This is a genomic window from Pedobacter sp. 22226 (genome assembly GCF_052045455.1).
GTDB classification, from domain to species: Bacteria; Bacteroidota; Bacteroidia; order Sphingobacteriales; family Sphingobacteriaceae; genus Pedobacter; species Pedobacter jeongneungensis.
Genome location: NZ_JBQEPB010000004.1, coordinates 154,409 through 177,006 on the forward strand (window position 1 = coordinate 154,409; position 22,598 = coordinate 177,006).

20 protein-coding genes and 1 riboswitch are annotated in these 22,598 nt (G+C 39.2%); of the genes, 11 read left to right on the forward strand and 9 right to left on the reverse strand.

Going from position 1 to position 22,598, the window contains the following annotated elements; translation table 11 throughout:
- Positions 1-292 precede the first annotated feature (292 nt).
- Both der and ACTJKC_RS10225 read left to right on the forward strand, forming a co-directional pair.
- A complete protein-coding gene (gene der / locus ACTJKC_RS10220; RefSeq protein WP_344852168.1) occupies positions 293-1,594 on the forward strand; it encodes a ribosome biogenesis GTPase Der in 1,302 nt (433 codons plus the stop codon).
- A gap of 306 nt (positions 1,595-1,900) precedes the next feature.
- Positions 1,901-2,410: a GNAT family N-acetyltransferase gene (locus tag ACTJKC_RS10225; protein ID WP_440791629.1), complete on the forward strand. Its 510-nt coding sequence runs from the start codon at positions 1,901-1,903 to the stop codon at positions 2,408-2,410.
- A gap of 102 nt (positions 2,411-2,512) precedes the next feature.
- Here ACTJKC_RS10225 and ACTJKC_RS10230 read toward each other — a convergent pair whose 3' ends face one another.
- From ACTJKC_RS10230 to ACTJKC_RS10245, 4 genes are all read right to left on the reverse strand, one after another.
- Entirely contained in the window at positions 2,513-3,019 is a 507-nt protein-coding gene (locus ACTJKC_RS10230) for a GNAT family N-acetyltransferase (RefSeq protein WP_344852166.1), read from the reverse strand.
- 126 nt (positions 3,020-3,145) lie between these two features.
- Positions 3,146-3,742, reverse strand: a complete 597-nt coding sequence (locus ACTJKC_RS10235) for a short chain dehydrogenase (RefSeq protein ID WP_344852165.1) — start codon at positions 3,740-3,742, stop codon at positions 3,146-3,148.
- 79 nt (positions 3,743-3,821) lie between these two features.
- The gene (locus ACTJKC_RS10240; RefSeq protein ID WP_440791631.1) at positions 3,822-4,955 is read right to left on the reverse strand and encodes a histidine decarboxylase; all 1,134 of its coding nucleotides are present in this window, start codon (positions 4,953-4,955) and stop codon (positions 3,822-3,824) included.
- 152 nt (positions 4,956-5,107) lie between these two features.
- Positions 5,108-6,715 carry a S41 family peptidase gene (locus ACTJKC_RS10245; protein WP_440791633.1) on the reverse strand — a complete coding sequence of 536 codons (1,608 nt, stop codon included), beginning with the start codon at positions 6,713-6,715 and terminating at the stop codon, positions 5,108-5,110.
- Between the two features lie 189 nt (positions 6,716-6,904).
- Between ACTJKC_RS10245 and murQ the strand changes: the two genes are divergently transcribed.
- From murQ to ACTJKC_RS10290, 9 genes are all read left to right on the forward strand, one after another.
- Complete coding sequence (murQ, locus tag ACTJKC_RS10250; protein WP_440791635.1) at positions 6,905-7,708, forward strand: N-acetylmuramic acid 6-phosphate etherase; 804 nt, start codon at positions 6,905-6,907, stop codon at positions 7,706-7,708.
- Positions 7,709-7,872: 164 nt separating this feature from the next.
- A complete protein-coding gene (locus tag ACTJKC_RS10255) occupies positions 7,873-8,439 on the forward strand; it encodes a hypothetical protein (RefSeq protein ID WP_440791637.1) in 567 nt (188 codons plus the stop codon).
- Positions 8,440-8,477: 38 nt separating this feature from the next.
- Positions 8,478-9,233, forward strand: a complete 756-nt coding sequence (locus ACTJKC_RS10260; protein WP_440791638.1) for a Bax inhibitor-1/YccA family protein — start codon at positions 8,478-8,480, stop codon at positions 9,231-9,233.
- 115 nt (positions 9,234-9,348) lie between these two features.
- A riboswitch (SAM riboswitch) is annotated at positions 9,349-9,454 on the forward strand.
- Positions 9,455-9,592: 138 nt separating this feature from the next.
- Positions 9,593-13,291 (forward strand): methionine synthase, encoded by a 3,699-nt coding sequence (gene metH, locus ACTJKC_RS10265; protein ID WP_440791640.1) that lies wholly within the window; start codon positions 9,593-9,595, stop codon positions 13,289-13,291.
- 140 nt (positions 13,292-13,431) lie between these two features.
- Positions 13,432-14,385: a methylenetetrahydrofolate reductase [NAD(P)H] gene (gene metF, locus ACTJKC_RS10270; RefSeq protein WP_121284300.1), complete on the forward strand. Its 954-nt coding sequence runs from the start codon at positions 13,432-13,434 to the stop codon at positions 14,383-14,385.
- Between the two features lie 161 nt (positions 14,386-14,546).
- A complete protein-coding gene (locus ACTJKC_RS10275; protein WP_440791643.1) occupies positions 14,547-15,938 on the forward strand; it encodes a pyridoxal phosphate-dependent decarboxylase family protein in 1,392 nt (463 codons plus the stop codon).
- A 45-nt stretch (positions 15,939-15,983) separates the two neighbouring features.
- A complete protein-coding gene (locus ACTJKC_RS10280; protein WP_440791645.1) occupies positions 15,984-16,298 on the forward strand; it encodes a hypothetical protein in 315 nt (104 codons plus the stop codon).
- Between the two features lie 65 nt (positions 16,299-16,363).
- On the forward strand, positions 16,364-16,777 hold the full coding sequence (locus tag ACTJKC_RS10285) for a tail fiber domain-containing protein (RefSeq protein WP_440791647.1): 414 nt from the start codon (positions 16,364-16,366) through the stop codon (positions 16,775-16,777).
- A gap of 140 nt (positions 16,778-16,917) precedes the next feature.
- On the forward strand, positions 16,918-18,342 hold the full coding sequence (locus tag ACTJKC_RS10290; protein ID WP_440791649.1) for a sugar MFS transporter: 1,425 nt from the start codon (positions 16,918-16,920) through the stop codon (positions 18,340-18,342).
- A gap of 135 nt (positions 18,343-18,477) precedes the next feature.
- Here the strand turns inward: ACTJKC_RS10290 and ACTJKC_RS10295 are convergent, their stop codons facing one another.
- The 5 genes from ACTJKC_RS10295 to ACTJKC_RS10315 all read right to left on the reverse strand — a co-directional run bounded on the left by ACTJKC_RS10295 (position 18,478) and on the right by ACTJKC_RS10315 (position 22,598).
- Positions 18,478-19,020: an REP-associated tyrosine transposase gene (locus ACTJKC_RS10295; RefSeq protein WP_440791651.1), complete on the reverse strand. Its 543-nt coding sequence runs from the start codon at positions 19,018-19,020 to the stop codon at positions 18,478-18,480.
- Positions 19,021-19,088: 68 nt separating this feature from the next.
- Positions 19,089-20,396 (reverse strand): threonine synthase, encoded by a 1,308-nt coding sequence (thrC, locus tag ACTJKC_RS10300; RefSeq protein ID WP_440791652.1) that lies wholly within the window; start codon positions 20,394-20,396, stop codon positions 19,089-19,091.
- Positions 20,397-20,481: 85 nt separating this feature from the next.
- Positions 20,482-21,462 carry a homoserine kinase gene (locus tag ACTJKC_RS10305; protein WP_440791653.1) on the reverse strand — a complete coding sequence of 327 codons (981 nt, stop codon included), beginning with the start codon at positions 21,460-21,462 and terminating at the stop codon, positions 20,482-20,484.
- A gap of 45 nt (positions 21,463-21,507) precedes the next feature.
- Positions 21,508-22,146 (reverse strand): LysE family translocator, encoded by a 639-nt coding sequence (locus tag ACTJKC_RS10310; RefSeq protein ID WP_440791655.1) that lies wholly within the window; start codon positions 22,144-22,146, stop codon positions 21,508-21,510.
- A complete protein-coding gene (locus ACTJKC_RS10315; protein WP_440791657.1) occupies positions 22,146-22,598 on the reverse strand; it encodes a DinB family protein in 453 nt (150 codons plus the stop codon). Before ACTJKC_RS10315 ends, ACTJKC_RS10310 begins: the two co-directional genes overlap by 1 nt.

The window sequence follows — 22,598 nt, forward strand, 5'->3', positions numbered from 1 at the left end:
TAGGGAAAAAAGTCTGACGGTTCTTCTGCTTATATCGACACCAAAGGGATTTTAAAATGGGAAGGCTTTCCTTTTTTGCAGGGAAATGAGTTAAACGAAGAAGTAATAAAAGGACTTTTAGATCAGTATAAAATTAATAATAATGGAGGTTACGAAAAATAACCGTACCTTTGCAGCCCGAAATAAATCGGTTAGTAGTTGATAGTCAATGGCTGATAGCCAAATAGTTTGAGCAACTTGCATAAACATCACGACCGTTAACTATAAGCCATTAACTATCAATAGAACACCCATGAGTAATATTATAGCCATCGTAGGCAGGCCAAACGTAGGCAAGAGTACCCTTTTTAACAGACTAACAGAAAGCCGCAAAGCGATTGTAGATGACATGAGCGGCGTAACCCGCGACAGGCACTATGGCGTTGGCGAGTGGATTGATAAACATTTTACGGTAATTGATACCGGTGGTTATGTGGCCAATTCGGAAGATGTTTACGAAGCGGCTATTCGCGAACAGGTAATGATTGCCATCGAAGAGGCCAGTGTTTTGATCTTTATGGTTGATGTAACTACAGGCATTACCGATTTGGATGATGATATAGCACAAGTACTCCGCAGAAGTAACAAGCCGGTTTATGTAACCGCAAATAAGGTAGATAATACCGCTTTATACAACGAAATCCATACTTTTTATGGTTTTGGTTTAGGTGAAGTTTATCCATTGTCATCGATGACGGGTTCTGGAACAGGCGAGTTATTAGATGAAATCGTTAAAAATTTCGAAGATATTCCTGAAGAGGAAAACCAGTTGCCAAAAATTACCATTGCAGGTCGCCCGAATGTGGGTAAATCTTCTTTGGTTAACGCTTTAATTGGTAAAGAACGTAATATCGTTACTGCAAATGCAGGTACCACCCGCGATTCAATCAAAATCCATTATAACCAGTTCGGTCACGAGTTTATGCTCATCGATACTGCCGGATTGCGTAAAAAAACCAAAGTTAAAGAAAACCTGGAGTTTTATTCGGTAATGCGTACCATCAAAGCTTTAGAAGAGGCAGATGTTGTGGTGTTGATGATCGACGCTGTAGAAGGGATCGAAAGTCAGGATATCAATATCTTCCATTTGGCTGAAAAGAACAAAAAAGGTATCGTAATTTTGGTTAACAAATGGGATTTGATCGAAAAAAATACCCAAACCATGAAAGCTTTTGAAGAGCAGATTCATGAGCGTATCCGTCCTTTTACTGATGTGCCGATTGTATTTACCTCTGTATTAAACAAGCAACGTATTTTCAAGGCAATTGAAGCGGCTTTAGACGTTTACAAAAACCGGAGCAAGAAAATTCCTACATCTAAGTTAAATGATGTAATGTTGCCATTGATCGAGAAATTCCCACCTCCGGCATTAAAAGGAAAATTTATTAAAATTAAATATATCACTCAAATTAATGCGACTTCGCCTATGTTTGCCTTTTTCTGCAACCTGCCACAGTACATTAAAGATCCGTATAAACGTTTCATCGAGAATAAACTGAGAGAGAATTTCGATTTTTCCGGAGCACCGATTCAGATTTATTTCAGACAGAAATAATTTAAGGTTGAGGGTTTGAAGGTGTAAGGCCTGATTGCCTATACCTAATATTATAATTAACAGGGCTGTTTCTTTTTAAGAAGCAGCTTTTTTTTGTTGTTAATTACAGAACGGCATCATCCTCTTTGACATTACTCCATTCAAGACGTCATTTCGACTGGAGCACAGCGAAACGGAGAAATCTAACTCGAGATAGATCTCTCGACTTCGTTGCACTTCGCTCGAGAAGACGATAACTTAGGGAAGCTATCTTATCAAACCTTTACCCCGAAATGACGAAATTAAATTTACCCTTATCTTTGCCCCATGCAACTACAAGTACAAAATAGCCTGTCAACTGATATTGATACGATTTTTGAATTTTATGATATGGCTATTGCCCATCAGAAAAAGGTGTTTAATAAGCACTGGCAAGGCTTCAGCAGAGAAATGGTACAAACCGAAATTGATGAAAACCGTCAATACAAAATCCTGGTAGATGGAGTTGTGGCCTGTGTTTTTGCCGTTACTTATAATGATCAGTTGATTTGGAAGGAGCGCGATCATGATGCGATTTATATCCACAGGATTGTAACCCATCCCGAATTTAGAGGTTATTCTTTTGTAAAGGAAATTATTAAATGGGCTAGAATTTTTGCTGCTGATAATGGCATTAAATTTATCAGAATGGATACCTGGGCCGATAATGAAAAACTTCTGGATTATTATACCGGTTGTGGCTTTGATTATGTTGGTGTGGCTACGATGGAAAAAACCGATGGATTGCCCAAACATTATGAAGGCATCAGCTTAAGTTTGTTCGAAATTGTGTTGTAATACATTTCAAATGTGCAACTTGCTTTATAAATGCGGATAAATGCAAGATTTATTCCGTGGTTATCCGTGCCTCCGTGGCAAATTACTCAGCGTAAGCAAACATTATTTCAATTCTATTTTCCAGCTCAGCATATCATCAACTTCTCCGATATGAATAAAATTGTTTTTTTCTAAAATAGAATAAGAAGCCACATTATCTTTCGTAGTTGCCGCGAAAACCGATTTCACTTTGGGCTGTTCTTTTGCCCATTCGATAATCCTGGCAACAGCCTCTGTCATAAATCCCTGGCCTCTAAATTCTTCATAAGTACCATAACCGATTTCTATTTCCCCGTTTGGATCAGGCTCGCCAACAAAGCAGATATCACCTACCATCCTATGATCAGGCTTAGAGATAATGGTCCACAAAGTATGGTAGAGATAATCTTTGTCTTTATCAAAAACATTAGGCAGAATGGTTTGCTCCAAAGCATCGTGCAGGGAAGGAGAGATATTTTTTTTAGTTGGTAAAAGATCAAATTCTTTTTCAAGAGAATGATCATCTTTAATATATTTTAAAAGTTGGTTATGCGTTAAAGGCTTTAAAATGAGGCGTTCCGTTTCTATCATGTTTAAGATTGTTAGACAGACTAATATAATGGTCTGGCTTGTAAATAAACAAAATTTTAGATCAAGCTTTTGTTAAAAATAATGATGCGTCAGCTGTTTTGGTAAAGGAAGTTATTCTTTTAAAATTTAATAAACTTTAATTACCTGTCCGGTAACAATGCCCAGTACACTTTTTTCAAAAGCTTTAACCACTTTCTCCATCGTCACCGGAATTTCCCCCGGGAATGAATCAAAATATGCCGGAGAATCTTCAACCACATTTGGGCTGATCGCATTTATACGCACCTCATTTTCAAGTTCCGGAGCGGCTGCAATTACAAAAGAATTTAAACCGCCGTTTACTGCGCTGAGTACGGCGCCGGCAGCTATCGGATGATCGGCCAATATTCCTGATGTTAATGTAAACGAACCGCCCTTGTTGATGTAATGCTGTCCGATAAGTACCAGATTAACCTGGCCCAATAATTTATCCAGTAATCCTGCTTTAAATTTTTCGCCGGTCATTTGCCCTACAGTTACAAACGGGCCTTTTCCACTCGTACTGATTAGCGCATCAAATGCACCGATTTTTTCGAACATGGCTTTGATAGATGCTTCATCTTTAATATCAACCTGAACATCTCCTTTGGTATTTCCCACACGGATTACTTCATGTTTTTCGGCGAAAGCATCGGCCACCTTTTTGCCTAATGTTCCTGTTGCGCCCACAATTATTATTTTCATATGGATCTGTTTAATGTTTTAGATGTGCTCATTTAGCATTTGCTATTAAACACCAAGGTTATTTAAAAGTTTTTGTTGATCAGTCCTGTAATATCATTTCTGCTTTTAAATCGTTGATAAAAAGATCGATATGAGCCTCGCTTACATTGGGCATGCAGATGATATGAGAATTGCCTTGTTCTGCTGCCAACTGCCATTTTTTGCAAATCGGGGCAGATGGGGTAGGGAAGTTCACGGTAATGGCATTCGGATTCCGCCATGCGGCTATGCCCATTTCTTTAAGTTTCTCTTCGGTATAAGCTGCTGTTGCCAGACTGTGCATGGCCCTGTCTTTTAAACCCTCAATCCCCAGTCGTTTAATAGTATGCCATAAAAACAGTGGGCTATGCCCGTTTCTCGATCCGGTAATCGTGGTATCTACACTTCCTATATAAGCCACAGAACGGGCAATCCGGTCGCGGTTCGATTTTTTTGCCACTACCACGCCACAAGGCATTGGCGAACCAAAAAACTTGTGCCCGCTAATCGCGATGCTGTCTGCACCATCTTCAAAGTCGAAAGCTGGCCTGGGCTCGATCAAAGCACTATAGGTTCCTGATAATGCAGCGTCGGCATGAATGTAGTAATGCTGTATGGCCAGTTTTTTTAAAATGGTTTTAATTTTAGCCACATCATCACGGGCCTCGGTCATCGTGGTACCAATATTGGCCATAATAATTACCGGCATGTGGCGGTTCATCCTGATGGTGTGTTCAAGATCTTCGTAATCAATTTCGCCGTTTTCCTGCGTGCGGATCACAATATTGCCCATATTAAGCAGGTGCAGGTTTTTTTGTACGCTGTAATGTGTGGCTTCGGAATAATAAACCATTCCTTTTGGATGCAGTTCTCTGGCCAGGTATAAACCATACAAATTGCCTTCTGAGCCGCCATTGGTAACATAACCCCACCAATTATCTGCCGGAGCGCGGAAAAGTTCAGCAAAAAACTGTACAACTTCTTTTTCCAGTTCGCGCGATCCAACACCATAGGTAGAAGTTATAAAAGGATCACCCAGGTTATTCATCGGGTATTTTAAAAAATCAGCTAATGCCTGATAATCAAAATCCTTCGAAACTGGATAACCTAAAAATAAATCGGTTTGTTCCTTGATTTTTTCTAACAGATTATTTAATACTTCCTGATCTTTTGCCTGTAGTTCTTTTGCATCCATAAATGATATGATTGCAGGCAAAATTAGATAAATCAAAATATAATATTAACAATTGTGTTTCAATAAGAATATTATATTGATTTATATATTTTATATGAAATTTAAATCTGGTTAGAGCTGATGATTTAACCTGTGCGAAGTATAAAATATGGCTATTGAAGGTTAAGCAATGCCTGCCTTACCGCGTTATCGGTTTGGTTTGCTGCCTTGTAATAACCAACATCGCCTAAATAGTACCTGCAAAGCAGCGCTTTCAAATCATTTAAGATTACATTTTTTGCACTGTATAATTGAAAACGGTCTATAGGGACATTTTTGCGTTGAAGAAACCCGATAAAATCTTTAAAATCGTTATCGTTTATCGTGAAAATGTTAATGTACTGTTCAACAAAGCTAGCGCTGTATTTGGTGGTTAGTACATTAAATACGTAATCAGAAAGTACTTTTTTACTCACCAGATTACTGTAAAATTTATTGTAGCCGGTAGTATCCAACTTCACAAATACATCGGGCTGAATACCGCCTATTGGTTTAATCTTTTTAGAAGGCTGAACGTTTACCCCTTCTGTTTTTTCGATAGAATCCTGAAAAGAAGTACGGTCGCCGGTAAGTTCTCCGTCCATCATGCGCTCATCCAGCTCATGTTTATAAGCATCATAGCCCTTTTTGTAGGATTTCTGGATGCTTCGCCCTGATGGCGTGTAATACCTGGCAATGGTTAAATTAAGTGCAGAGCCATCGCCAAAGGCAAATTGCTCCTGTACCAAACCCTTACCAAATGAGCGGCGGCCAACAATAATGCCCCTTCCTAAATCCTGAATGGCTCCTGCAACAATTTCACTGGCAGAAGCTGTATTTTCATTGATCAGCACTGCAAGTTTACCATTTTGAAAGGCACCTGTTCCGGTAGAAAAATAATCGGTGCGGGGTTCATGTTTACCCTGTGTATATACAATAAGTTTATTTTCTGGTAAAAACTGATCAGCTAAGCCAGTTGCAGCGGTAAAATATCCCCCGCCATTATCACGTAAATCGAGAATCAGCTTTTTCATGCCTTTTGCTTTCAGGTTGTTTGCCGCAACAGAAAAATCGTTATCGGTATTGGCGCCAAATTTACTGATGCGCACATAACCTGTTTCATTGTTGATCATGTAAGCGGCATCTATACTGCTGATGTTTACTTTGCCACGGGTAACCATAATGCGGTTGCTCTGCTGCGCATTGGGGTGTAAAAGTACCACACTTACTCCTGTGCCGGCCTTACCTTTAAAACGGCCGGTAAGCTGATCTTTTGGTAAATTTCTTCCGCTTACCGTAGCGGTATCGATACTGAGGATTTTATCGCCCAATTTTATACCTGCCTGGTAAGCCGGACCGTCTTTAACCACGCCCGTAACCATCATGGTATCGTTAAGCATGTAGTATTCTATACCTACACCTTCAAAATTGCCTTCCAGGTTATCAGTCATATCCTGTGCATCGGTTGGAGGCAGGTACACACTATGTGGATCGAGTTGATGTAAAACGCTGTCTATCGGTAAATTTTGAAGCGAATCGGTATTGATATCATCAACATAATTGCCGTTGATGATGTGCAGAATTTCATTTAATTTTTCGTCGCTGTTAACAGCAAGCTGCGGGCTTTTTTTTACGCCAAAACCCTGGTCTTTAATAAATTTTATGCCCAAAAACATACCCGCTATTAAAATTACAGAATAGCTCGTGGCAATCAGTATGTTATTACGGGTATTTTTTTTCATCAGCGTTAGGCAAATTTATGAAAATTAGCGGGTTGATATATTTTTTAACTGCATTTTCGTGTCTTTTGTTTATAATTTTTAACATTAATTAACGCCAAGAAGGAGTTCGTTGATGTTTGTGAGATATATTTTTGATTTTTTAGGGTAGATTTTAGAAAGAATTTACCGAATTTTATCAAAATTAAATTTATGGACAGAGTTACCGAGCAAGAATCCAATTACAGCCACATTGATCAGATGTCGGTATTGGAAGTTCTGCAGGGCATTAATAACGAAGATAAAACGGTTGCCTATGCCGTTGAGAAATCTTTGCCTCAGATCGAAAAATTAACAACGGCAGTTGCCGGACGGATGAAAAAAGGTGGCCGTCTTTTTTATATTGGAGCAGGTACCAGTGGTCGTTTAGGTGTGGTTGATGCCTCAGAGTGCCCTCCAACCTATGGTGTTCCTTTTGATTGGGTTGTTGGCATCATTGCTGGTGGTGATACGGCCATTAGAAAAGCAGTAGAATTTGCAGAAGATGACGCCGAACAGGCCTGGAAAGATCTTCAGGAATTTAACATCAACGAAAAAGATTGTCTGGTAGGTTTGGCTGCTTCGGGTACCACACCTTATGTGATCGGTGGATTGAACACGGCACGCAAACATGGCATTTTAACCGGTTGTATTGTTTGTAATACCGGCGGACCAATAGCTGCAGAATCGGATTTCCCGGTTGAAGTGGTGGTTGGACCTGAGTTTGTTACCGGATCTACCCGTATGAAATCGGGCACGGCACAAAAAATGGTTTTAAACATGCTGAGTACCACCGTTATGGTTCAGCTGGGGCGCGTAGTTGGCAATAAAATGGTCGATATGCAGTTAACTAACCATAAATTAGTCGATCGCGGTACACAAATGGTTGCCGACGAACTAAATATTGGCTACGATGAAGCCGCCGAATTGTTAACCCGTTACGGAAGCGTACGTAAAGCAGTAGAAGCAGGACACTAAAAATGATAGAATGACGAAATGAGAAAATTTTGAATGATGGAATTTGGGAGTAGCTTTTAATATTCACTCATTCAAAATTCATTCATTCGATAATTTATTTATCTCTCATTCAAAATTCAATCATTCAATAATTTGTCTGTTCAATCATTCAATAATTAAAGTATATGCACGAGATAGAGCCTTATTACCAGTGGAGAGATGATTATATTTCGGCAGAAGACGAGCGTTCGCCGTTTTACAATACCGAATATTCGGAGCTTTATTTTGATAAGCAGATTTATAATTTTTTACTGCACCCGCAGTGGGACGAGTTTGGTTCGAATACGCTTTACATGAAGGTGTTATATGCCGATTACGACCGGAGTTATGCCATTATAGAATTTATAGGGGAGTGGAACGATGCCATTAACAACGACATTATGTTACTCAAGCGCGATATTTTAGAGCTGATGATGGATGAAGGCATCAATAAATTTATCCTGATTGGCGAAAATGTATTGAATTTTCATTCTTCTGACGACAGTTATTACGAAGAATGGTTTCAGGAAGTAGAAGATGGCTGGATTGTTGGGGTGAATTTCCAGGAACATGTAATTGCCGAATTTAGAGACAATAACATCGATTATTACATTAACTTTGGAGGCGCTTTTGATAATCTGCCATGGCGCACATTAAAACCCCTTCAGTTCTTTAAAAAAGTTGAAGAACTGTTGACAAAAAGATTAAACTAAATATTTATTTTTATATAGTTAAATACACAAAATTTAAAATGGAACAACAAAATTTCGAATATCAAAAAAACAGTGTTTTTGTACAAGAGAACTCTGTTTCTAAAAAATTCTTTGCAAACGTTTTCTTATGGATGTTCGTTGCCTTGAGTTTATCAACCGTAGCTGCTTATCTTTTTGGAACAAATGAGCAGTTTATGCAATATCTTTTAACTGTTAACCCATCTACCGGCAAAGTAGGGATGTCTATTTTTGGATACATTGCTATGTTTGCGCCACTTGGACTTGTTTTACTGATGAGTTTTGGCTTAAGTAAACTTTCTTACCCAGCTTTGATAGGTGTTTTTGTTTTATACTCGGTATTAACAGGTGTAAGTTTAAGTTTTATCCTATTGGCTTATACTTCTGGTTCGGTAGTAAGCTGCTTTGCAGGTGCTGCTGGTATTTTTGGTATTATGGCAGTTATGGGTTATACTACCAATATCGATTTAAGTAAATTCGGCCCTATTTTAATGGTTGGCGTAATCGGATTAGTAATTGCAAGTGTGGTTAATATGTTTATCCAAAGTGAGCAGTTTAGTTTATTTATGGCATTTATTGGTATCGCAATCTTTACGGCTTTAACCGCTTACGATGTTCAGAAAATTAAACAGATTGGTCAGGGTATCGAAGCAAGTGGAGAACAGGTACTACAGGTAGAATCAAAAAAGATGGCAATAGTTGCGGCATTGCGCTTATATCTTGATTTTCTTAACATCTTTTTATTCTTATTACGCATTTTCGGTAACAGAAGATAAGATTAAAAACAGAACAATATTTTAAAGGCTGTGCAGTTTTGCATGGCCTTTGTAATTTTATTTGGCGGCAAAGCGATAAATTTTGGAATTGATGTAGCTTTGTTGCATTTTTGTACGCTTATTAAGAAAGACGGAGGGATTAGACCCAACGAAGTCTTAGCAACCTGTAACCATACAAGGTGCTAAATTCTATCCCGGATAAATTCGGGGCCAGATAAGTTTAGGATTACGATTCACGTACCAACTTTTTAGATAAGCCTTTTTTTGAGATTTGAGATGATAGATATGAGATTTGAGTCATAATTTGTGCTTAATAATTCTCATATCACATGTCTCACATCTCATATCTAACAACTAGAATGAGCATAAGAGAAGAATTAGAGAAACGTATTTTGGTGATTGATGGTGCTATGGGTACCATGATTCAGCGATATACCTTAACCGAAGAAGATTTTAGGGGAGAGCGATTTAAGGACCATCCCTGTGATGTAAAAGGCAATAATGATTTGCTGAACATCACGCGTCCGGATATTATAAAAACGATACACCTGGAGTATATGGCGGCTGGTGCCGATATTATCGAAACCAATACCTTCAGTACCCAGCGCATTTCCATGGCCGATTACCAGATGGAAGACCTTTCTTACGAAATGAGTTTTGAAGGTGCACGGATAGCAAAAGAAGCTGCAAATGAATTTATGGCGGCAAATCCAGATCGTAAATGTTTTGTTGCCGGTGCCATTGGTCCAACCAACCGTACCCTTTCTATGTCGCCAAATGTAAACGATCCTGGTTTCAGGGCGGTTTATTTTGACGAACTCGAAGAAGCCTATTACGAGCAGGTACGTGGCCTGGTAGATGGTGGCTCGGATGTATTATTAATCGAAACCATTTTCGATACTTTAAATGCAAAAGTGGCCATTGTAGCCATTAAAAAATATGAAGAGGTAATTGGCCGTAAACTCGAAATCATGATTTCCGGAACCATTACCGATGCCTCTGGCAGAACGCTTTCCGGTCAAACGGCAGAAGCTTTCTTAAACTCTGTAATGCACGCAAAACCATTAAGTATCGGTTTTAACTGCGCTTTGGGTGCAAAGGAAATGCGTCCGCACATTGAAGAGTTAGCGGCAAAAGCCGGATGTTATGTTTCGGCCTATCCAAATGCAGGTTTACCGAACGAGTTTGGTGCGTATGATGAACAACCACACGAAACGGCTCATCTGGTGGATGATTTTATTGCCTCTGGTTTTGTGAATATTGTGGGTGGCTGTTGTGGTACTACACCTGAGCATATTGGCTGTATTGCCAAAAACGCTAGAAAAGCTGTACCCAGGAAAATACCTGTACTGGAGCCTTACATGCGTTTAAGTGGATTAGAGCCGGTAACCATCACCCCTGATAGTATTTTTGTAAACATCGGCGAAAGGACTAATATTACAGGTTCTCCAAAATTCTCTAAACTGATTTTGGGTGGCGATTACGAAGCTGCATTGGCCGTTGCTTTGCAACAGGTAGAAGGTGGTGCACAGGTAATCGATGTAAACATGGATGAAGGGATGTTGGATTCGGAAGCGGCAATGACCAAATTCTTAAACCTCATTGCTTCAGAACCTGATATCGCCAAATTGCCCATCATGGTCGATTCATCCAAATGGTCGGTTATTGAAAATGGCCTGAAATGTTTGCAAGGAAAAGGAATTGTAAACTCCATTTCTTTAAAAGAAGGGGAAGATAAATTCCGTGAGAGTGCCCGTAAAATTATGCAATACGGTGCTGCGGTTGTGGTAATGGCTTTTGATGAACAAGGTCAGGCCGATAATTACGAGCGCAGAAAGGAAATCTGTAAAAGAAGTTACGATATCCTGGTACACGAAATCGGCTTTCCGCCTGAAGATATTATTTTCGACCCGAATATCTTAACTGTAGCAACAGGACTCGAAGAGCATAACAATTATGCTGTCGATTTCATCAATGCCACCCGCTGGATTAAAGAAAACCTGCCTTATGCCAAAGTAAGCGGTGGGGTTTCGAATATTTCGTTCTCTTTCAGGGGTAATAATACCGTTCGGGAGGCCATGCACTCGGCATTTCTTTATCATGCCATTCAGGCTGGTTTAGATATGGGAATTGTAAATGCGGGGATGTTGGAGGTTTATCAGGAAATTCCGCCTGAACTGTTAGAAAGGGTAGAAGATGTATTGTTAAACCGAAGAGAAGATGCAACGGAGCGTTTGGTAGAATATGCCGATACCGTAAAATCGAAAGGTAAAGAGGTTGTTAAAGATGAAGAGTGGAGAAAAGGCTCTGTTGAAGAAAGGTTATCACATTCTTTGGTGAAAGGAATTGTGGAGTACCTGGATGATGACGTGGAAGAAGCCCGGCAAAAATACGCCCGCCCGATTCAGGTAATCGAAGGACCGCTGATGGATGGAATGAACATCGTTGGTGATTTATTTGGTGCCGGAAAAATGTTCCTGCCCCAGGTGGTAAAATCAGCGAGGGTAATGAAAAAAGCTGTAGCCTATTTATTGCCATTTATAGAGCAAGAGAAATTAGATAATCCCGATCAGGATCAGAATTCGTCGGCAGGTAAAGTATTAATGGCTACCGTTAAAGGCGATGTGCATGATATTGGAAAAAATATTGTGGGTGTGGTACTCGCCTGTAATAACTTCGAAATTGTAGATATGGGGGTGATGGTTCCGGCACAGGAAATCATTAAAAAAGCCAAAGAAATTAATGCCGATATTATTGGTTTAAGTGGTTTAATTACCCCGTCGCTGGATGAAATGGTTCACTTTGCAAAAGAAATGGAGCGCGAAGGTTTTACCATTCCATTAATCATAGGTGGTGCTACAACTTCGAGGATCCATGCTGCAGTAAAGGTAGCTCCAAATTACTCCGGACCAGCCATCCATGTGCTGGATGCTTCAAGAAGTGTAACCGTTTGCAGCACTTTAATGAATCCTGATACCAGAGACGAATATATTGCAGGCATCAGGGCAGAATACGATAAAGCACGCGAAGCACATTTGAACAAGCGCTCGGATAAACGTTTTAAAACGATTGAAGAAGCACGCGAAAATAAATTTAAAATCGATTTTCAGCCTAATCTGCCTGTTCCGGAATTTACCGGTACAAGGGTTTTTGATAATTATCCTTTAGAAGAACTGGTACCTTATATCGATTGGACACCATTTTTCCATACTTGGGAACTTAGGGGGAGTTATCCGAAAATTTTCGATGATAAAAATGTGGGCGATGAGGCCAAAAAACTTTTTGATGATGCACAGACTTTGTTAAAGCGTATCCTCGATGAGAAATTATTGACCGCGAGAGCCGTAATTGGTTTCTGGCCAGCAAATGCGGTAGGAGACGATATCGAGTTGAGAGTTGAGGGTGCTGAGTTGGGAGACTCCAAACTCCAAACTCCAAACGCCAAACTAGTCAAAATTCATACTCTCCGCCAGCAGGCAGAAAAAGTAGACGGGCAGCCTTATTACGCCTTATCTGATTTTATTGCACCAAAAGAAAGCGGCATTCAGGATTATTTCGGTGGTTTTGCCGTAACTGCGGGTATTGGGATAGATGAACTGGTAAATGAGTTTGAATCCAACTATGACGATTACAACAGCATCATGGCCAAAGCGCTGGCCGATCGTTTGGCAGAGGCCTTTGCAGAACGCATGCATGAGCGGGTGCGTAAAGAATACTGGGGTTATGCACAGGATGAAAACCTGAGTAACCAGGAGCTGATTAAAGAAGAATATGCAGGAATCCGTCCGGCACCAGGTTATCCGGCTTGTCCGGAACATACCGAAAAAGGAACTTTATTCCAGTTATTGGATGCGGAGAATAAAATCGGATTGCGTTTAACTGAAAGTTATGCCATGTATCCTACAGCAGCGGTAAGTGGATTTTATTTCGCACACCCTGATTCGAGGTATTTTGGGTTAGGAAAAATAACCAAAGACCAGATTGAAGATTATGCCATCAGGAAAAATATGCCGGTTGAAGAAGTGGAGCGATGGTTAAGTCCGAATTTAGCTTATTAACCTGTCGCTTTGTCATCCTGCGTGCAACGAAGGATCGCTAAACGAAGAAAATATAAATTGATGCTTGCAGTCGTAAAGAACAGGAACTGCAATATGCTATAAATGCTTTATTGCATTCAGCATGACAACCAAACTACGGTATGAAGATTACAGACCATATAAAAAACGCAAAGGGTAAAACCTTATTCTCTTTCGAATTATTACCACCTGTAAAAGGGCAAAGTATTCAATGGATTTACGATGCAATAGAGCCTCTGCTGGAATTTAATCCTCCTTTTATTGATGTAACATCGCTTCGCGAAGATTATATTTATAAAGAGCAGGCCAATGGTTTGCTTCAAAAAGTATCTTACCGCAAACGTCCGGGTACGATTGCTATCTGTGCGGCCATTATCCATAAATATAAGGTTGATGCCGTTCCGCATTTAATCTGCGGTGGATTTACTAAAGAAGAAACTGAAAATGCGCTGATCGATTTACAGTTTTTAGGTATCGATAATGTTTTGGCATTGCGTGGTGATGCCCGAAAAGCAGATGGAAATTTTGTGCCAACTCCTGGCGGACATTGTTATGCAACAGATTTAATCGAACACATCAAAAACCATAACGAAGGTAAATTTTTGCACGAAGACGTAGAAACCTTTAAAAGTGATTTCTGTATAGGTGTTGCCGGTTATCCTGAAAAACATTTTGAAGCACCAAATATGAGTACCGATTTCAAATATTTGAAAAAGAAGGTAGAAGCCGGTGCAGAGTTTATCGTAACACAGATGTTTTTCGATAACCAGAAGTATTTCGATTTCGTAAAAAAATGTAGGGAAAACGACATTAATATTCCAATTATTCCTGGATTGAAACCGATCAGTACCTTATCGCAGTTAAATGTGCTGCCTAAAATTTTTCACATTGATTTACCTGATGAATTAACCGATGCACTTTCTCACGCTAAAAATAACAACGAAGCAAAAGAAATTGGTACAGAAGCCATGATTAAACAATGTAAAGAACTGATCGATTTTGGCGCTCCGGTATTACACTTTTATACGATGGGTCGCCCTGAGCAAACCAAAAAGATCGCAAAAGCTATTTTTTAGTAGGCTATTGTTAGTCGGGATTTGCAATCCCGTCTTCAGATATCTTTTTGTGGATTTAAAATCCACAGTACAGTTCGACGAGATTACAAAATCTCGACGAGCAAAAAAGCTATTTTGTATCGTAAGGTTATCGTTTTTCTTTTTCCTTAAACAAGATCACTATGAATAATTTAAATATTGACGAACAAAACCTCGATGTCATACTCGCCGGGGTTAAACAACAAGGAATTGATTATTTAAATCAAATTCATGAACGGTCGACAGCCAGTTCGGGTGATGTGGAGATTATTGGTGATTTAAACGAGCAAGGTACCGGAACCATTGAAGCCTTAAAACAATTTAACCAGCGTTTTGAGCCCATTATGGTGGCTTCCTCTGGCCCGAGATACTGGGGTTTTGTGACCGGAGGAACAACACCTGCTGCTATTGCAGGCGATTGGCTCTCAACTATCTACGATCAAAATACGCAAAGTGCAAATGGTGGCGGAGATATTTCTGCTACAATCGAACTGGAAACCATTCAGTTATTGCTTTCGCTGTTTAATCTCCCCAAAGATTTTTTTGGTGGATTTGTAACGGGAGCTACTTTATCAAATTTTACTTGCCTTGCCGTCGGCAGGCAATGGATTGGTAAACAGCTGGGTAAAGATTTTGCGAGAGAAGGGCTTTCCGGTAAGGTGAATATATTATCGGCTACGCCACATTCCTCAGCTATTAAATCATTGTCGATGCTGGGTTTGGGCAGTGGCAATGTAATTCAGGTAAAGGTAATGCAAGGCAATCGCGAAGCTTTGGATGTTGCCGATCTGGAACTGAAAATACAAGCGCTACATGGCGAACCATTCATTTTAATTTCTAGTGCCGGAACAGTAAATACAGTCGATTTCGATAATTTTGAAGCAATCAATGCATTAAAAGATAAATACAATTTCTGGTGGCACATTGATGCCGCCTTTGGTGGTTTTGCAGCTTGTTCCCCTAAATACAGCCACCTGGTTAAAGGCTGGGAAAATGCCGACAGCATTACGGTTGATTGCCACAAATGGTTAAATGTGCCTTATGAAAGTGCCGTATTTTTTGTGAAAGATAAACACCAGTTGTTGCAGGTAGAAACTTTCCAGAATTCTAATGCGGCTTATTTGAGTAACCCTATGGAGAATTTCAGTTATTTAAACTTCCTGCCCGAAAATTCCCGACGTTTAAAAGCTTTACCGGCATGGTTTACCCTCACCAGTTATGGGAAAGCAGGCTATCAGGAAATTGTAGAAAGCAATGTTGAAAACGCTTTAAAATTCGCGGGCTTTATAAATGAGAACCCAAATTTCGAATTATTAGCTCCTGTTCGCTTAAATACGGTCTGTTTTTCATTAACGGATGAAAGTTTAGTTTCACCATTCTTAACTAAATTAAATGCAAGTGGAAAAGTATTTATGACGCCAACTTTTTATAATGGCAAGAAAGGAATTCGTGCTGCTTTCGTAAACTGGCGGACAAAAGAAGAGGATGTTGAGCTGGTTACTGCAATCATGGCAGAAATTCTTACAGAACTTTAACCTATATTTTATTGTTTTAAAAGCATACAGCTTATATTTGCAACAATGAAATTTTATGCTTTTAAATACGTGATCATTGCCTGCATAGCGCTAACTTTTTGCTTAAAAGTGAGCCATGTGATGTCGTATTTAAGCTATTCTACTGATCATATTGAGTTTTCATCCATAAATGATGATGCAACAGAAAAGGAAGAAAAGAAAATAGAAACTGAATATGTAGTGTATCAGATTGCATTTCAGGAGTCTGTTTACTTTCCACTTCAAACTTCAAAAAAAGTCATCATTCTCAATCATTCCTTTCAGTTGGCATACTTTCCTGAAGTTTTAACCCCGCCTCCTTCTGCATTAAGCATATCTTAATCTAAATGCGCTGTTTCACAAAATGTGAAACCAATAATCCATTTAAAATTTATAAAAAACAAGATATGAAACGAGCAATTTCATTTGTAGTGCTATTAATCGCTGCATCTTTAAAAATAAGTGCACAGGAAGTTGTGCAGAATAATGTAACACCTGTAGAAAATGCACTGAGTCAGGTTACCAAACTCCAGCCTGTAAGCTTTAATTACGATAAAGCCTGGGCCAATAAATTAAAACTATCTGCAAAGCCGCAATATGGTTTCGTAGGTGCTGATGCCAAAACTGCTGTCCCGGAAATCGTTTCAGTACAGGCTAAAGACTATCCGGCAGGTAAAAATGCATTCAAAAGTGCAACCATTACCAAAGTTGATTACGAAAGTTTGGTGCCGCTGTTGGTTGCCAGTATAAAAGAGCAACAGCAACAAATTGAAGAACTGAAGCGCGAACTCAGAACTTTAAAGACACAAAATACTAAATAATAAAAATCCCGGTGAGAACCGGGATTTTTTGTTCCAACATTAATTACTGAAAGTAAAAAAACAGTAACTAATCTGTGGTTAAAGCCAGCCAGTACAATTATTGGACTAGCTTTACCCGGTTAAATAATATCAATATATAAATGAATAACAAAATTGCTGAAAGCCAGTCCCGACCAAATTACGCCGTTCCTCTCGTTACCATTACCCTTTTATTTTTCATGTGGGGATTTATTACCTGCATGAATGATATTTTGATTCCATATTTGAAGCAGCTTTTTAAATTGAGCTTTTTTGAGTCGATGCTGGTGCAATTTTGTTTCTTCGGAGCCTATTTTGTAGGCTCGTTAATTTATTTTTTGATTTCTTACATCAAAGGCGATCCAATCAACAAAGTAGGCTATAAAAAAGGAATTCTTTTTGGGATTGTATTGGCCGCTATTGGTTGTGCTTTATTTTTTCCGGCAGCAACCTATTCTGTTTATCCATTGTTTTTAGGCGCTTTATTTGTACTTGGCTTAGGATTCACGGTTCTGCAGATTACTGCTAATGCCTATGTTTCACTGTTAGGCCCGGAAGATAGCGCTTCAAGCCGTTTAAATTTAACGCAGGCCTTTAACGCTTTTGGAACAACCATTGCACCTATTTTAGGCGGTCATTTAATTTTCGAATTCTTTTCAGAAGCTGATGGGAGTTTCAGCGCTTCTGCTACACGAATTCCCTATTTAATATTTGCAGCGATATTGCTGTTGGTAGGTTTGCTTATTTTTTACGTAAAACTGCCTTCTTTTCAGCCTGAAGAAGAAGAGCAGGTTAAAGGCTTAGGCGTATTAAAATTTCCACATTTAACCAGAGGAATTATTGCATTATTCTGTTACGTTGGAGCTGAAGTGGCTGTCGGAAGTTTTATCATCAGCTTTTTAAGACTGCCCGAAATAACAGGATTGGATGAAGTGGTGAGTAAAAATTACTTATCGCTTTATTGGGGCGGGGCAATGATTGGCCGTTTTGTTGGATCAATTTCACTTAGCCATACCTTAAGCCAGTCGAAAAAGATTATTTATATGCTGGGAACCGTAATTTTGGTCTTTGCCTTAATTTATGGCATTGTCGATTTAACTTTTGCACAGATCAGTTTCTTCCTGGTATTTATTGCCTTAAACTTTTTAGGATTTTTAATTGGTAAATCTGCACCGGCCAGGACATTGGCAATTTTTTCTGCCATAAATGTACTGTTGTTGATTTCAGCAATGGTAAATAAAGGAGAATTGGCGATGTATAGTGTTTTAGGAATCGGGATTTTTAATTCGATTATGTTTTCAAACATTTATACCCTGGCGATTGCTAAACTGGGCGCTTATACCAGTCAGGGATCTTCGTTATTGGTAATGGCCATTTTAGGCGGGGCAATTATGCCGCTTATCCAGGGGGCCGTGGCCGATAAAATCGGTGTTCATCATTCATTTATACTGCCATTAATCTGTTACCTGTTTATCTTGTATTTCGGTATTTATTGCTCAAAAAGATTGAAAGGAATAGAGCAGACCAGCATGAAATCGGGGCATTAATCTGAGATACGTCATTCCTTAGAGTTGGTCCGGATTTATAATCCGGACCTATCGTTCTCCAGATTTTTAATCTGGTTTGCTTTATTTGTAAATAATTAAAAATCAGATAGTTAAAAACAATTTCAAATTCCGGTTTCATAAATAAACAACTTCCAACAATCCTAAACCACCAGCATAGTTAATAGCGGAACTATAATTATAATGTTCAGCTTCAGAAACAATTCCAGATTCAATGGGATTGTTATGGATATAATCTAATTTTTGATCTTTAAATTCGTTTGAATATAAAGCAATTGGATAAAAGCCATCCTGCCAGAATTTGTATTCTTTGTTTTTGATATTTGTTCGTCCGGCAAATGAAAACTTATCTAAAAGCCATTCCCTGCTTTCCTTAATTTCAACAATTGTCCTGATAATTTTTTTAGAGGTAAACTTTTTAAAATCCCTGATAATGTCAGAAAGTCTATAATTTTCTTCAGCACTTACAATCATGTGTAAATGGCTGGGCATTAAACACCAGGCATAAATGATTAATCCCTTTTTTGATTGACAATAATTAAGGCTTTCAATAATCACTTGAGCAAGCTCTTTCCGCGTAAATACATCAATCCATCCAACTACTGTAGTAGTGATAAAGTAAATATCGTTTTGATCAGTTACAGAATATTTGAAAGCCATAATTAATAGGTTTAATAAGGATTAAAAATCCTTAGCTCAAGAGTCGGGATTATAAATCCCGACTAACTTTAACCCTCAAGCAAATAACTTTTAAACCCTTCGAAATCCACCCCCAGTTGATCTGCATGTTTGGGTTTGCTTTCCAAAGCTCTTACCTGCTCCGGGATTTCTATTTTAGAAGCGATTTCTGCCGGGAAAATATCAGGGAACTTACAGGCATGTGCAGTAGAAAGGAAAACAGCAGCACTTCCATCAGATGGATTTTCGATTCTGTATTTTTCAATTGCCAAATACGCAATCGCAGTATGCGGACAAGCCACATAATTTAATTTGTTATCGATTTCTTTGATGCCTTCCAATGTTTCATCATCGGTAAAGCGATAAGAAGTAACCACGTTTTTAATGGCCTCAATATCCTGATCGAATAAATCCATAATGCGGACCCAGTTGCTTGGTGCACCAACATCCATGGCGTTTGAGTAGGTTTGTGTAGATGGCCTGGTTTCGTAAACACCACTTTCTAAAAAGCGCGGAACGGTATCGTTCACATTGGTTGCTGCAATAAACTGTTTAACAGGCAACCCTAATTTGTAAGCCAGTAAACCTGCACCAATGTTGCCAAAGTTCCCGCTTGGTACCGAGAATATCACATGGTTGAAACCTTGTCTTTTCAGTTGGGCATAAGTGTTGAAATAATAAAATGTTTGCGGGATCAACCTCGAAATGTTAATTGAGTTAGCAGAAGTTAACCGGAATTTTGCATTCAGTTCATCATCTGCAAAAGCTTGTTTTACAAGGGCCTGGCAATCATCAAAAGTGCCTTTCACTTCTACGGCCCTGATGTTTTCACCATTGGTGGTCAACTGTAGTTCCTGTATCGGACTTACTTTTCCTTCCGGATAAAGGATGGTAACCCTGGTATTAGGTACGCCTAAGAAACCTAAAGCTACTGCTCCGCCGGTATCGCCCGAAGTCGCGACTAAAACATCCAGTAACTGTTCGCCATCCTTTAAGAAATAAGCCATTACACGGCTCATAAAGCGTGCGCCAAAATCTTTAAAGGCTAAAGATGGACCATGGAATAATTCCAAAACAAAGGTTTTATCATCTAGTTTTACCGCCGGAGCTTCAAAGTTAATGGCATCATCAATTAAAGCCTTTAGGTCTTCAGCCGGAATCTCCTCTTTTAATAATATAGAGGCTACTTTGTAAGCAATTTCGGGTAAAGTATAGTTCTCTATGTTCTGGATAAAATCAGCTTCAAGCTGCGGAATTTCTACAGGCATATATAAGCCTTTATCCTGCGGCATGCTGTTAAAAACGGCTTCTTTAAAAGAAACACGTAAATCTTTATTGTTGGTTGAGTATAGTTTCATTGTTTAAGAGGTATGATGGAAAATGTTATATGGATGATGGAAAACCGACTTGCAAAGTCCATTTTCCATCTTACATTTTCCATGATTACATAACCTTAGGTCCTTCCGCGTTTACCGGAGAAACAAAAGCTTTGCTGTTAATATTTATTTTGTGTAAATGTTGCTGTTGTGATTTGGTTATTCTTCTGGCCGTTTCTTCATCTTTCGTTAATGCGAAAACAGATGGTCCCGAGCCTGAAATTCCGAACCCGATTGCGCCATTTTCCATCGCCAGTTTTCTCATTTCCTCAAAACCAGGAATCAGGATCGAACGGGTAGGTTCTACCAATACATCCTTCATGCTGCGCCCAATCAGGTCGAAATCATTCATAAACAACCCGCTTACCAAACCTGCCACATTTCCCCATTGGGTAACTGCATCCTTTAACGCAACCTTACTGCGGATCATCTGTCGCGCATCTTTGGTAGGTACATCAACTTCGGGATAAACTATGCCGGCATACATTCCGGCAGGCGTTGGCAACGAGATTACATCGAGTGGTTCGTAACTTCTGATCAGCACAAAACCACCCAATAAAGCAGGAGCAACATTATCAGCATGACCATAACCACAAGCCAGTTCCTCACCTTTCATGGCAAAAGGAACCAGTTCAGTAGCGGTTAATAAATCGCCCATTAATTTGTTGATGGCAAATAAACCTGCAACAGTACTGGCAGAGCTCGAGCCCAAACCACTGCCAATGGGCATTTTTTTGTGGAGATCAATTTCTACGCCCACATCCAAACGATCGATGTGTTTTAAATAATGTTGCACACTGGCACTTACCGTATTTTTAGCAGCATCTAAGGGTAAACGGCCGTCATCGCCGGTAATTCTTTTGATCACTACTCCTGGCGTATCGGTAAAACGCATTTCCACTTCGTCACCCGGTTCGTTTACGGCGAAGCCCAGTACGTCGAAACCACAAACAACGTTTGCTACAGTTGCGGGTGCAAATACCCGGATAGAAGTGCCAACTTCTAAATCTGCCGGAGCTAGTTCATTATCATTTATATTCTTTTGCATCTTTAATACTGATTGCCTTATTGGCTGTTTGGTAAAACTTAAATGTTATTTTTTAGTTAAGGCTATTTTTAGCCCCAATAGAATAAATACTACCCCTGAAGTTTTGTTCATCCAGATCTCGATATTTTTATTTCGGTTAAAGTGCTTAGCTACGTTGCTTCCTGTTAATGCTAAAAATGAACACCAGATTAAGGTAATGAAGAAAATAATAAGACCAAGCAACAAATAGGGGACTGGATTATTAATCTCTTTGCTATTGATAAACTGGGGTAAAAAGGCAAGAAAGAAAAGGGCTATTTTAGGATTCAAAATATCGCTCAAAAGCGCTGTAAAAAACATTTGCTTCATTCCTGCAACTTTACTTTCAACGGGTTTTATCTCAACTTGTTTAGCCTTGTTGGTAAAAGATTGGTAGCCCAGATAAATAAGATAGGCCGCACCCAGGTATTTAACTATGCTAAAAGCAATAGCCGATTTTGATAAAATTTGAGATAGGCCGAATGTAGCCGCGCAAGTATGCACAAGCAAACCTAAACTCACACCCAAGGCAGAATATAAACCTGAATTTTTCCCTTTGGAAATACTTCTTGTTAAAACCATTATGGTATCTACACCGGGCGTAATAACCACTATAATTGCAGTTAAGATAAACGCACCTAAATTTTCGATTCCTAATATATTCATTATGCCATTATTTGGTTTAAATGATATTTTAAATGCACAACATAATCCTCAATAAAATAAGCAAGGGTGTGCAGTGCTGTTTTTCCTTTTCCGGTATCGCAGGTATTTTGGAGCTTTTCATCCGGGATATTTTCAATTACCCGGCTAATCTGGTAGTTCAATAATTTCCAGAGGGATTTAACCTCACTAATATCAGTTTCCTGATAATTTTGATAGCTAACCCATTCATCCTGATGATAAACGATTTTAACGCCTTGCTCATATTGTCCGACAATTAACCGGCGGATATTATTCGATGCGCTATCGATCAGATGACCCAATAACTCCTTTTTGGACCACTTTGCAGGCTGAGGCTTGTCGTTCCATGTTTCTTCTGTGATGCTTTCAAAATCAGTCATGGCCTGATTAACCAGGCTTAGGATTTCATTTTTCTGCGCTAAAACCGGATTCAT

Excerpts from the sequence above, each read along its gene's own strand:
- ACTJKC_RS10240 (WP_440791631.1), bottom strand. The coding sequence starts at position 4,955 with ATGGATGCAAAAGAACTACAGGCAAAAGATCAGGAAGTATTAAATAAT.
- ACTJKC_RS10230 (WP_344852166.1), bottom strand. The coding sequence starts at position 3,019 with ATGATAGAAACGGAACGCCTCATTTTAAAGCCTTTAACGCATAACCAA.
- ACTJKC_RS10275 (WP_440791643.1), top strand. The coding sequence starts at position 14,547 with ATGAATAATTTAAATATTGACGAACAAAACCTCGATGTCATACTCGCC.
- ACTJKC_RS10295 (WP_440791651.1), bottom strand. The coding sequence starts at position 19,020 with ATGGCTTTCAAATATTCTGTAACTGATCAAAACGATATTTACTTTATC.
- der (WP_344852168.1), top strand. The coding sequence starts at position 293 with ATGAGTAATATTATAGCCATCGTAGGCAGGCCAAACGTAGGCAAGAGT.
- ACTJKC_RS10260 (WP_440791638.1), top strand. The coding sequence starts at position 8,478 with ATGGAACAACAAAATTTCGAATATCAAAAAAACAGTGTTTTTGTACAA.
- ACTJKC_RS10255 (WP_440791637.1), top strand. The coding sequence starts at position 7,873 with ATGCACGAGATAGAGCCTTATTACCAGTGGAGAGATGATTATATTTCG.
- ACTJKC_RS10290 (WP_440791649.1), top strand. The coding sequence starts at position 16,918 with ATGAATAACAAAATTGCTGAAAGCCAGTCCCGACCAAATTACGCCGTT.
- metH (WP_440791640.1), top strand. The coding sequence starts at position 9,593 with ATGAGCATAAGAGAAGAATTAGAGAAACGTATTTTGGTGATTGATGGT.
- ACTJKC_RS10310 (WP_440791655.1), bottom strand. The coding sequence starts at position 22,146 with ATGAATATATTAGGAATCGAAAATTTAGGTGCGTTTATCTTAACTGCA.
- ACTJKC_RS10245 (WP_440791633.1), bottom strand. The coding sequence starts at position 6,715 with ATGAAAAAAAATACCCGTAATAACATACTGATTGCCACGAGCTATTCT.
- ACTJKC_RS10305 (WP_440791653.1), bottom strand. The coding sequence starts at position 21,462 with ATGCAAAAGAATATAAATGATAATGAACTAGCTCCGGCAGATTTAGAA.
- ACTJKC_RS10280 (WP_440791645.1), top strand. The coding sequence starts at position 15,984 with ATGAAATTTTATGCTTTTAAATACGTGATCATTGCCTGCATAGCGCTA.
- ACTJKC_RS10315 (WP_440791657.1), bottom strand. The coding sequence starts at position 22,598 with ATGAATCCGGTTTTAGCGCAGAAAAATGAAATCCTAAGCCTGGTTAAT.
- murQ (WP_440791635.1), top strand. The coding sequence starts at position 6,905 with ATGGACAGAGTTACCGAGCAAGAATCCAATTACAGCCACATTGATCAG.
- metF (WP_121284300.1), top strand. The coding sequence starts at position 13,432 with ATGAAGATTACAGACCATATAAAAAACGCAAAGGGTAAAACCTTATTC.
- thrC (WP_440791652.1), bottom strand. The coding sequence starts at position 20,396 with ATGAAACTATACTCAACCAACAATAAAGATTTACGTGTTTCTTTTAAA.
- ACTJKC_RS10235 (WP_344852165.1), bottom strand. The coding sequence starts at position 3,742 with ATGAAAATAATAATTGTGGGCGCAACAGGAACATTAGGCAAAAAGGTG.
- ACTJKC_RS10225 (WP_440791629.1), top strand. The coding sequence starts at position 1,901 with ATGCAACTACAAGTACAAAATAGCCTGTCAACTGATATTGATACGATT.
- ACTJKC_RS10285 (WP_440791647.1), top strand. The coding sequence starts at position 16,364 with ATGAAACGAGCAATTTCATTTGTAGTGCTATTAATCGCTGCATCTTTA.